Source organism: Mesorhizobium sp. M1142, assembly GCF_040318565.1.
Taxonomy (GTDB): domain Bacteria; phylum Pseudomonadota; class Alphaproteobacteria; order Rhizobiales; family Rhizobiaceae; genus Mesorhizobium.
In genome coordinates, this window is sequence record NZ_JAMYMK010000032.1 from 18,249 (window position 1) to 28,542 (window position 10,294).

General features: G+C 64.1%; 9 protein-coding genes. 2 read left to right on the forward strand and 7 right to left on the reverse strand.

Annotated features, from left to right (window positions below; translation table 11 throughout):
* Nucleotides 1–86 precede the first annotated feature (86 nt).
* The 3 genes from NKH42_RS29295 to leuA form a co-directional block, all read right to left on the reverse strand.
* Nucleotides 87–890 carry an alpha/beta fold hydrolase gene (locus tag NKH42_RS29295; protein WP_352753415.1) on the reverse strand — a complete coding sequence of 268 codons (804 nt, stop codon included), beginning with the start codon at nucleotides 888–890 and terminating at the stop codon, nucleotides 87–89.
* Nucleotides 891–1,117: 227 nt separating this feature from the next.
* On the reverse strand, nucleotides 1,118–2,908 hold the full coding sequence (locus tag NKH42_RS29300; protein ID WP_352753416.1) for a tetratricopeptide repeat protein: 1,791 nt from the start codon (nucleotides 2,906–2,908) through the stop codon (nucleotides 1,118–1,120).
* Between the two features lie 143 nt (nucleotides 2,909–3,051).
* Nucleotides 3,052–4,788 carry a 2-isopropylmalate synthase gene (gene leuA, locus NKH42_RS29305; RefSeq protein ID WP_352753418.1) on the reverse strand — a complete coding sequence of 579 codons (1,737 nt, stop codon included), beginning with the start codon at nucleotides 4,786–4,788 and terminating at the stop codon, nucleotides 3,052–3,054.
* Between the two features lie 617 nt (nucleotides 4,789–5,405).
* Here leuA and NKH42_RS29310 point away from each other — a divergent pair.
* The gene (locus NKH42_RS29310) at nucleotides 5,406–5,720 is read left to right on the forward strand and encodes a nuclear transport factor 2 family protein (protein WP_254819134.1); all 315 of its coding nucleotides are present in this window, start codon (nucleotides 5,406–5,408) and stop codon (nucleotides 5,718–5,720) included.
* A gap of 17 nt (nucleotides 5,721–5,737) precedes the next feature.
* On the opposite strand, the gene NKH42_RS29315 is transcribed toward NKH42_RS29310, so the two are convergent.
* From NKH42_RS29315 to NKH42_RS29330, 4 genes are all read right to left on the reverse strand, one after another.
* Nucleotides 5,738–6,826: an AbrB family transcriptional regulator gene (locus tag NKH42_RS29315; protein ID WP_352753419.1), complete on the reverse strand. Its 1,089-nt coding sequence runs from the start codon at nucleotides 6,824–6,826 to the stop codon at nucleotides 5,738–5,740.
* A gap of 273 nt (nucleotides 6,827–7,099) precedes the next feature.
* Complete coding sequence (locus NKH42_RS29320; protein WP_352508987.1) at nucleotides 7,100–7,405, reverse strand: putative quinol monooxygenase; 306 nt, start codon at nucleotides 7,403–7,405, stop codon at nucleotides 7,100–7,102.
* A 49-nt stretch (nucleotides 7,406–7,454) separates the two neighbouring features.
* Nucleotides 7,455–8,252 (reverse strand): SDR family NAD(P)-dependent oxidoreductase, encoded by a 798-nt coding sequence (locus tag NKH42_RS29325; protein WP_352753420.1) that lies wholly within the window; start codon nucleotides 8,250–8,252, stop codon nucleotides 7,455–7,457.
* A gap of 172 nt (nucleotides 8,253–8,424) precedes the next feature.
* The gene (locus NKH42_RS29330) at nucleotides 8,425–8,883 is read right to left on the reverse strand and encodes a DsrE family protein (protein WP_352456435.1); all 459 of its coding nucleotides are present in this window, start codon (nucleotides 8,881–8,883) and stop codon (nucleotides 8,425–8,427) included.
* 101 nt (nucleotides 8,884–8,984) lie between these two features.
* Between NKH42_RS29330 and NKH42_RS29335 the strand changes: the two genes are divergently transcribed.
* On the forward strand, nucleotides 8,985–10,067 hold the full coding sequence (locus tag NKH42_RS29335; RefSeq protein WP_352508985.1) for a hypothetical protein: 1,083 nt from the start codon (nucleotides 8,985–8,987) through the stop codon (nucleotides 10,065–10,067).
* Nucleotides 10,068–10,294: the final 227 nt, after the last annotated feature.

Genomic DNA, 10,294 nt, shown 5'->3' on the forward strand with positions numbered 1-10,294 from the left:
GGCAAAATGCACTTGCCAGATCGACGGGCCGGCAAGGGTTCGGTGGAAGGAGCACCTGCGCCGCGGCCGTCCCGCGCGAGGACGGATCAGCTCGCCGCCGCAGCCAATTCTGGACGAAGTCGCCTGCTTCGGCGCCGCATGTTGCAACGGACAGCCTCGACGACCAGGCCGGGCGCTTCCTCGACCAGCATATGGCCGGCTTCCAGCACGTGGTGCAGATGAAAATGCTTCGGCAGGCCGTCCGCCTGGCTGACGGGCAGCATCGCGTCGTCGGTTCCCCAAACCACCATGACTGGCATATTCAGCGTTTCAAGCCGCTCGCTTGGGATGACGCCTTGCCGATCATCCCTGGTCATGGTGGCTGCGAGCTCGACAAGTGTCCGTAGCTGACCGGGACGCTGCCGCATCTCGTTGACGAGATCGACCCTATGCTGCGAAGGCCGGCTTTGTGGTCCCGACATGGCGGCAAGACAGGCGCGGATTTCATCCGTGCCGGCAGCGGCGGCGTAACGACGAAGCAGCGGACCATTGATCTCAGGACCAAAACCGCCCGGCGCCAGCAGCGTCAGCGAGGCTATTTTTTCCGGCTCGTTCAATGCCATCAGGGCGGCCACGGCGCCGCCCATCGAATGGCCGACGAGATGGGCCCGCTTAATCCCGCGAGCGGAAAAATCCGCAAGGACGGCACTGGCTGCAATCCTGGCCGGACCGCCGCCCGGAAAATCGAGTGACAGCCCATGCCCCGGCAGATCATAGGCCAACGTCCGCGCGCCGAGTGCCAGGGACGCGGCCACCTCGCGCCAATCGTCGTGGCAGCCACCGAAACCATGCAGCAAGGCGATGATTGTCGGGCCGGTGCCCCGTTCGGCGGCGTACAGGGATGGGGTCATGCAAACTTTATGGCTTGGTGCCGGGATCAGTCAGGATGCCGGGGGCGGTCTTATGCGGATCAGTCTTTGTGGGAGGTCAGACTTATGCGGAGATCAGTCTTATGCGCGATAAGACCTATGTGGGATCGGATTGGCCGGTTCAAATTGTGTCTGAATTGCGCTTTGGCCGTCCGGATGGCCAGTAAAATCTTCGCGATCACCTGACGTCGTGCACGCGCCCGGAGACGTCAGCTGGCGCCGCCAAGCCCGGCGGCGCGCAGGGCTTCCACCAGCCGGTTGGTCAGATCGGCGGGATATCTTCGTTCGACGAAGGTTGCGCGCGGATCGGCTGCGAATTTCGGGAATTTGGTGGTCAGTTCCTGCAGAAGCCTGCTCGCCAGCTTCTCGCGGCCGGCAGCCTTGGCACCGATCAGCCGCGCGGCCAGATAATGCGATTTCATTTCCGTCGTTCGCAAGCCGTCGCCGGCAAGCGTCGCCTTGTTCACGTCGCCCATCATGAACTCTCCGGCGAACAGCCCGTAATCCCACCATGTCGGATGGGCGCTGGCGATGTCCACCGCGTGAGCGATGATCGGGGTGCCCTCGCTATACCTGCCGGCGAAAACCAGCCCGTAGCCATAGGCGGCGGCCATTGCGAGATCGTAGGGATTGAGCTCATAGGCCTTGCGCATCCAGCGGATCGATTCCGCGGAATCGCCCATGCGCGAGTTGAGATAACCAAGGGCGCGGTGCGCGTAGGGGCTGGTCGGGCCCATCTGGATGGCGCGATGGGCAAACGTCATCGCTTTGTCGATCGTCGCGTCGGCGGGGTAGGGATAGTGGTCGGTGACCGCTTCAAGATGCAAGGACGCGAGTTCCGAATAGACGAGCGACGACTTCGCCTTCCCGTTGGCAAGATCTTCGAGGCAGCGGTAGGCGGCTTCGTGCGTCTGGGCGTTCTGGTCGAGATAATATTTGCCGTTGAGCACCAGGCACGCCGTCAGCCCGGTCTGGATGCCGCTCTGCTCGATGTAGTTGTAGATCGTGCCCGAGGCGGGAAGAGCCGAGCTCAAAATGCCGGAGATCTGGTCCTCGATGGCGGTGTTCGCGCTGTCGCCGGCGGTCAGGTTGCGTGACAGCAGCACGCGGCCTGTTGCCACGCTTTGCAGCTCGAGCATGATGTCGCCGCTGCGCGGCCCGGGCAGGACATCGAATACGAAGCTGGCGGCGTCGGTAACTGGATCGGGCGGGCTGTCGGCATCACGGCCGATGAAATTGATGGTGTCGAAGCCGCTAAGGCCGGCGCGCAGCGATGCGGCGACACGGCGAGCCACGTCGCTGTCGGCCTTGATGGCGATGTAGACCTGGGGAAGGTTTTCAACCGGAGGCGCTGCAATGCTGGCGGTCGCCACCGCGGTCTCGACCGCCGTGTCGCCGCCGGTCAGCAACACCACGCTGCCCTGGCGAAGGATCAGCACACCCAGCATGAGGATGACTAGCGCGATCGCCAGCCAGAAGAATTGCAAATGGCGCTGCAGCGAAGGTGCAGCAGGGGCGACGGCTGGAACGCTCAGCAATGCAGCCGGATGTGTCCGGTTGCGGGCGTCCTCCAGCGATCCGGGCGGGGCGGTCGTCGCCGCCTCCTCTGTCGCTGGCTGCGGCTTGCTCTTTGCCTCCACCTCCGCCGGCAAGCGAATGGCGTTGAGTTCGTAGGACGGAACATAGCCGCCGCGCGGAATGGCGATGCGGACCGGTTCGGCAACGCCCTCATTGGCGAAATACTGCTGCAGAAGCTCGCGCAGCCTGCCGGCCTGCACCCGCACCACCGCATCGGTCGACGGATCGAAATCGCCGTCCTTGCCGAAGACGTCCATCGCTATGGAGAAGCCCTTGAGCCGGTCGGCTTCGCCTGCCTGCTCGCGCTCGACGAGATAGCGGAGCAGCTTGCGCGCGCGCTCGGATCGTCCGAACGTTTCGCTGGCAAGCAATCGCTCCAGCGTTTCGCGCACTGCGGGGGCGGCAGGCGTGGTATGCTGCAAGTGTCGATCCCTTCGAATTCGGCACAGGTTGAGGTACAATCATATAGCGCTGGCGGCGGCTTACAAGCGTGTGCTTATGGTGCGATAGCGTACCCACCGGATAAAAGTCCGGTGGGCCGATGGCGCGAGTCTGGCAGTCTCGGCTAGCCGAGCTTTCGGCCGACGATGCGGTTGGCGGCCGAAACCACGGCTTCGAGCGAGGCGGCGACGATGTTGGTGTTGATGCCGGCGCCGAACAGCTTGCCGCCCGGATGTTCCATCTCGACATAGGAAATGGCCGAGGCATTCGAGCCGCGCTGCATGGAATGCTCGGAATAATCCAGCACCGACATCGGCACCCCGACATGGCGCGACAGCGCATCGACGAAGCCGTCGATCGGGCCGGTGCCGGTGCCTGATATGGTCACCTCCTTGCCTTTGTCGAGGATCACCGCTTCGATCACGCGCCGGCCCTTGACCTCCGTGTCGGGGTAGGTGTGGTGGTCGAGGAATTTCAGCCGCGCGCCGGGCTGGTCGACGTAGGTGTCGAGAAAGCGCTCGTAGATGCGCCTGGCCGGCACTTCCTTGCCTTCGGCGTCGGTGATCGCCTGGATGGCCTGGCTGAACTCGATCTGCAGGTTGCGCGGCAGGTTGAGGCCGTAATCCGCATGCAGCACATAGGCGATACCGCCCTTGCCGGACTGCGAGTTGATGCGGATGATGGCTTCATAGCTGCGGCCGACATCGGCCGGGTCGATCGGCAGGTAGGGCACCTCCCAGTGCGGCGTGTTGGCCTTGCGCAGCGCCTTCATCCCCTTGTTGATGGCGTCCTGGTGCGAGCCGGAAAAGGCGGTGTAGACGAGCTCGCCGACATAGGGATGGCGCTCGGGGATCTTCAGCTGGTTGGAGTATTCGTAGACGTCCTTCATGCGGTTGATGTCGGAGCAGTCGAGCTTGGGATCGACGCCTTGCGTGTACATGTTAAGCGCCAGCGTGACGATGTCGACATTGCCGGTGCGCTCGCCATTGCCGAACAGCGTGCCTTCGACGCGGTCGGCGCCCGCCATCAGGCCGAGTTCGGTGGTGGCGATGCCGGTGCCGCGGTCATTGTGCGGGTGCAGCGAGATCAACAGGTTCTCGCGATTGTCGAGATTGCGGCACATCCATTCGATGCGGTCTGCATAGATGTTGGGCGTCGACATCTCGACCGTGGAGGGCAGGTTGATGATCAGCTTGTTTTCCGCCGTCGGCCTGACGATCTCGGTGACCGCGTTGCAGATCTCCAGCGCCACTTCGAGCTCGGTGCCGGTAAAGCTCTCCGGCGAGTATTCGAAACGGTAGCCGCCGCCGGCCTTCGCCGCCATGTCCGTGATCATCTTGGCCGCATCGGTGGCGATCCGCTTGATGCCGGCGACGTCCTTCTCGAAGACGACGCGGCGCTGCAGCTCGCTGGTCGAGTTATAGAAATGGACGATAGGGTTGGTGGCGCCCTTCAGCGCCTCGAAAGTGCGGGTGATCAGTTCCGGCCGGCACTGTACCAGCACCTGCAGCGAGACGTCGGCGGGCACGTTGCCTTGTTCGATGCACCAGCGGGCGAAATCGAAGTCGGTCTGCGAGGCCGACGGGAAGCCGATCTCGATCTCCTTGAAGCCCATGTCGAGCAGCAGGGCGAACATGCGCGCCTTGCGTTCCTGGCCCATCGGATCGATCAGCGCCTGGTTGCCGTCGCGCAGGTCGACCGAGCACCAGATCGGCGCCTTGTCGATCACTTTCGAAGGCCAGGTGCGATCGGCAAGGCCGACGGTCGGATAGGGTTGGTATTTGCGGGCAGCGTCCGGCATGCCCCTCGCGGGCTTGGTGGTTTCCTCTACGTTCAGACGGATATCTTCTCGTGCGTTCATCGTCTTTTCTCCCGGCGGCTCGCGGATCCAGCTTCAGGCGGATTGGTGGCGAGCGGCGCCTTTACCAGAATTTCGTTCGCTTGATGTGACGTGCCAATTTGCAGACTGGCCAAGGAGCGTGCGCGTGAGCGGCGAATTCGACCGCCGGGCGCTCCTTCAGCGAACCCGGCGATCGCCGATAAGGCCGAGAAGCAGCAGGGTGGAGGCAAGCGCGCGAACGGTCTGGCCGGCAATGCCGGTCGGACGGGACGCAAAAGAGGTGGCGCGCGGGCTCATGGCGGTTTTCATACAGGAGCGGGCAAAGCGAGGCAAGTGGGAGCCTCGCTGTCGGCTTGGGGCTGTTCGGATGCCAGGGAAATCAATCAAACGGATGACCGATGCCGGCGCTGCCCTTCACGCAGGGCGGCGCAAACCTGTCGCGATTGTCCGGGGCAGCCACATTTTGTTCTTGCTTTGTGCCGGCAGCTATGCTACTAATTTGCGTATGGTGCTAATTGGCTCCAACGACCCGCCTCCCGAGGCGGGTTTTTATTTCGGCGTCATGCTTCGAGGACTACCCTATCGTCTCATCCGGCCGCTCCTTCCAGAGCACCGGAATCCGGTCCAGGAGGAAAGACATGGACACGCCCGATCCCATCCGCCGCTTTGTCGAAGCCACCAATGCCGGCGACACCGAAGCCTTCCTGGACAGTTTCACGCCGGATGCCTTTCTGAGCGACTGGGGCCGGTCGTTCCGGGGCCGCGAGCAGATTGCGCGTTGGAACCAGTCGGACAATATCGGCGTGCAGTCCAGGTTCAGCATCCTCGGCATCGCAGCAGCGGACGGCACCTGCCGCGTTCGCATCGCCGTCGAAGGCAACGGTTTCAACGGCGAGGGCGATATGGTCTTCACGCTGGACGGCGAGCGTATATCGAGCCTGGTGATCAGCTGACGCAGCCCAGCTGGTCTTTACTCCCGCAGGCTTCTCGCCACCAGCCGCGCCACGCTTGGGCCGACCAGCAGCACGATCAGGAAGCGTGCCGATTGCAGCGCCATGACGAAGGATATGTCGACATGCTGCGCGGCGGCGGCGATGATGGCGACGCTGTCCATGCCGCCCGGGCTGGTTGCCAGATAGGCGGTCAGCGGATCGATGCCGAGCAGGCGGCTGATCAGGAAGGCGAGGCCGCCGCAAAAGCCGATCAGGGCAATGATCGAGCCGACGATCTGCGGCAGTGCGCGGGCCGCGTGGCGCAAAATGGCCCTGGTGAAATTCAGGCCGATGCTCCAGCCGATCATCGTATAGCTCAAGGCGAGCAGCCAGGGCGGCAACTGCATGGTCACGCCGAGCCCGAGATGGATAACGGTGCCGAAAATGAAGGTGCCCAGGAAGAACGGCGACGGCAGCCGGAAAAGCTTTCCGGCGAGGCCGCCGACGAGCGCCACCCCGAAAGTCGCGGCTAAGCCTTGCGGGTCGACCGGTGGGAACCAGACGATGGCTGGCACCTCGATGCCCGAGGTGTCGACCCAGAGCTTGGCCACCAGGGCTGCCGTCATCGAGACGCAGATGACGCGCAGATAAAGCATGAAGGCGACGAGGCGCTGGTCGGCGCCGAAGGCACCGGCCATCAGCACCATGGCGGTGGCGGCGCCCGGCGACGAGCCCCAGACCGCGGTGGTGCCGGGCAGGATGCGCCATCGGCTGATCAGCCAGCCGAGCAGGCTGGATGCCGCGACCGTCGCCATCACGACGCCAAGGAACAGCGGCCATTCCTTGTAGAAGACGGGAAAGATATCGGCCGAGATGGAACTGGCGACCAGGCAGCCGACGACCGCCTGGGCTGAGCCGAACAGAACCCGCGGCACGCGCACCGTGGCGCCGTTGGTGCCGGCGACGATGGCCGCCAGCATCGGTCCGATCAAGAGCGCGGCGGGCAGGGCGGCGAGTTCCAGCGCGCCGGCAAACAGCACCGAGACCACCACCAGGACCGGCCACTGCCAGGCCTTGTGGATCCGCGCCAGGTGCTCGATGGCCGGCGGGTTCGGGGAAGAATCCATAGATGGGCTCTTAGACCGGCCGCGAAAAAATGCGAACCCTTTTTGCGGGGTTGGCCTTGGGTGACGACTGCAGGCTTCTGTGGCGATCCTTCGCGCCCCCCTCTGTCCTGCCGGACATCTCCCCCACGAGGGGGGAGATCGGCTGTTCCAGGGCCCCGCTCATTCCTGTGGCGTTTGGCGATTGGCGAAAGCCGAGATGACGGACAATTTCCCCACTTGAGGGGGAGATGGCCGGCAGGCCAGAGGGGGGCGCTGTCCCGCCGGCCTCTCCCTCTATTCCGCCTTCACCGGCAAGCCGAACCCGCCAACAGGATGCGTCTCCACCTGGAACTCGAACCCGGCGATGATCGGCCGTGCCTTGGCGATTGCCGCCTGGACTTCGGGCAGCTGCAGCGAAGCTTTGTGGCTTTCGGCGTCAGTCCACACTTCGGTCACCCAGATCGCGTCGGCATCGGCCGGGTCGGTGGCAATGATGTAGTTCAGGCAGCCGGGCATGGCGCCGGTGCTGGCGAGCAGGATATCCATCATTGCGTCACGCTGGCCGCGCATCGCCCGCATCTTGCCGATCAGTCCGTACATTCGCTTTGCTCCGTTGAGATGACGCAACCAGGAGTATGCAGGTCGCCGTCTACGGCATCAACTGCCCGCCATTGACCTCGATCACCTGGCCGGTGATGTAGCCGCTCAACAGATCGGAGGAGAGGAACAGATAGGCGCCGACGCAGTCCTCGGCCGTGCCGGCGCGGCCCTGCGGGATGGTGGCGATCATGCCTTTCATCTGGTCGTCGGTCGAGTAGCGTTCGTGGAAAGGGGTGGCGATGGTGCCGGGCGCCACTGCGTTGACGCGGATGTTGAAGCCGATCAGCTCCTTGGCCATGCCGCGCGTGACGTTGGAGACGAAGGCTTTGGCCGAGCCGTAAAGGCCGGCGCCGCCACCGGCGCCGTTGCGCGCGGCGATCGAGGAGGTGTTGATGATGAAGCCGCCCTGCCGCTTCAGCCATGGGATCGCCTTGCGCGAAGCTGTCAGCACGGAACGCGCGTTGAGATCCATCACCGCGTCGTAATGCGCTTCGGTCTGCTCGGCATAGGGCACGCGGCCGAGCATGCCGCCGGCATTGTTGACGAGGCCGTCGAGCCGGCCGAAATGTTGCGCACTGTCCTCGACGACGCGCTCGACATCGGCGGGGATCGAGAAATCGCCCTGGGCGAGGAACACGTCGCCGCCGCCGTTGCGAATGGTCGCGGCCAGGTTTTCGGCAGCCGCGCGGCTCGAATTGTAATGCAGCGCGACGCGGCATTTCTGCGCGGCGTAGGCAAGTGCAAGCGCCGCGCCGATGCCGGTCGACGCGCCGGTGACCAGCACCGCCTTTCCGGCAAGGTCGGGGATGACCAGAGAGGGGCTGACAAGGGTGGTGGTGGCTGGCACGTCTATTCCTCCGGGGGACTCTGCCTGCTCTTCGTAGGCCCTCGCAGTCCTCGCATTCAAGTCCGTAAAAGTTTAGAGCGGTTCACCGTTTCACGGAAACGGCGAACCGCTCCCTCTTTGTCTTGACGCAATTCCGGACGGAAAGCCGTTTCACACTTTTCCTGGAATTGCCCTATGGCCTGAGATAGGCGTAGCCCTGGCGTTGCAATTCGGCGAGCTTGACGACGCCGCCCCTGTCGGCTGCATGGAAGCCGTCGAGCAGGTCGGCCAGGCCGATATCCATGCCGTGCATGGTGTTGGCGCAAGCGTGCGGGCTGAGCCCATCCTGGACAAGGCCGGCGAACCGCCCGGAAATGGCGGCCGATATGCCCTTCGACTTGAAGGCGGCAAGTGCTGGGCCGTGCACGACAAGCGCGATGTCGACTTTGCCGTCGGTGCCTTCGAAGTGGTTCTTGATGTTGCCGAGCACGAAATTGACCTTGTCGAGGTCGCTGAGGTGATAGGCGACCTTTTGCCTTTCCTCTTCGGCCGCCGCCGGCTTGACTTCACTAGCTGCGGCCTTGATGGGGCGCAGCCCGAAAAGCCCGGCGGCCCCGGCAAGACCGACGCGGAAAATATCGCGGCGTCGCATGGCTTCATCTCCCATTTGGCCGGCCGGCGCAAATTGCGTGGCCTCGGCCTCGATCCTAACATAAGTTCACGCCATGTCTTGTCGGGGCAGGGGGAGCCAGCATGATATCAAGGACCGTGATGGGCGCCGGAGTTGGGGTTGCCTTGCTCGCCGCCGTCGCCGGCTCTGCTTTCGCCGATGACACGCTCAAACTCACCGAGCTCAGCCCCGACGGCAAGGACGCCTGCTTCGGCCGCGTCTATGACGCCGCGCATCTCAAGTCGCATCCGCAGCAGAAGGTGACGCGCATCTTCTTCTATTACGGCCGCGATCCGGTCAGCCGGCCAAACGAGGAGCCAAGCACCGGCATCGATTCCTCCTACAATGGCTTCATGGCGACGACGGTGCGCGGCGCCGAGGCGCCTGAATGGCTCGGCGGCTGGTGCAGTCATGAGTCGGAGGACGGCAAGACCGGCCCGATCCGTTGCGGCATGGACTGCGACCGCACCATGGCTTCGCTGAAGGTCGACGACAAAGGCCGGCTGATCGTCTCGGACGTGCAGCCCGACCTCTATCTCGACGCGGGATCGGAAGACGAGCTCGGCAAGGCGGAGTATGAAAGGCAGGCGCTGGGCAAGGACGACAACGGCTTCAGGCTCGACCCGATGCCGGCCGCCACCTGCAAGGCGGAGTTCGCGCGCATCGACCCGATCGACCCGGCCCTTGGCCCGCCATTGCGCGAGCGGCTGAAGCCGGACCAGCCCTTCTGCTACGGACGCGACTACGACGCCGAGCATCTCGGCTCGCATCCCGATCAGCTGACCCAGTCGATCAGGGTTTTCCGCGGACCGGTCGAGCTGGCGTCTTTCGCCAAGGAGGGCGATCCGGCCAATTGGCCAAGCGGCGCCGATATCGCCGTTTCGGTTACCACGCGGCAGAAATCGGCCAAGGTCACGCAGGTCTATAACTGTCAGGGCGAGGGCGACCAGTGGCGCTGCGCGGCGAGCGCGAAGACGGGTGCTGCCTCCTGCGATATCGGGCAACAGGAGGTCTTCCTTCGCCGCGGCGCCAACGGCACGATGATGCTGGCCAACCCGAACAGCGGTCTGCCGATCATCGATCTGTGTTCGGCGGAGGGCGACACAATGTCCGACGACAAGGTCTACCGGCTGGAGCCGATGCCGCAGGCTGCCTGCGGGCTGTAGCAGTTCAGAGACGCGATGCCGGCGGGACAGCACCCCCCTCTGTCCTGCCGGACATCTCCCCCTCAAGGGGGGAGATCGGCAGCTTCACCGACAGCGTTCTTCTTTGAAAATTGGCGAAAGCCGAAGCGACATCCAATCTCCACCCTGTTTGGACCGGGGACATCGCGAACAGGTGTGCGAGGACATCGCGAACAGTTTGGCGCGCTTTGCGCTGGGGGGTTCGGGAT

Coding starts and splice junctions, on each gene's coding strand:
- NKH42_RS29335 (WP_352508985.1), top strand. CDS start 8,985: ATGATATCAAGGACCGTGATGGGCGCCGGAGTTGGGGTTGCCTTGCTC.
- NKH42_RS29330 (WP_352456435.1), bottom strand. CDS start 8,883: ATGCGACGCCGCGATATTTTCCGCGTCGGTCTTGCCGGGGCCGCCGGG.
- leuA (WP_352753418.1), bottom strand. CDS start 4,788: ATGAACGCACGAGAAGATATCCGTCTGAACGTAGAGGAAACCACCAAG.
- NKH42_RS29315 (WP_352753419.1), bottom strand. CDS start 6,826: ATGGATTCTTCCCCGAACCCGCCGGCCATCGAGCACCTGGCGCGGATC.
- NKH42_RS29310 (WP_254819134.1), top strand. CDS start 5,406: ATGGACACGCCCGATCCCATCCGCCGCTTTGTCGAAGCCACCAATGCC.
- NKH42_RS29320 (WP_352508987.1), bottom strand. CDS start 7,405: ATGTACGGACTGATCGGCAAGATGCGGGCGATGCGCGGCCAGCGTGAC.
- NKH42_RS29295 (WP_352753415.1), bottom strand. CDS start 890: ATGACCCCATCCCTGTACGCCGCCGAACGGGGCACCGGCCCGACAATC.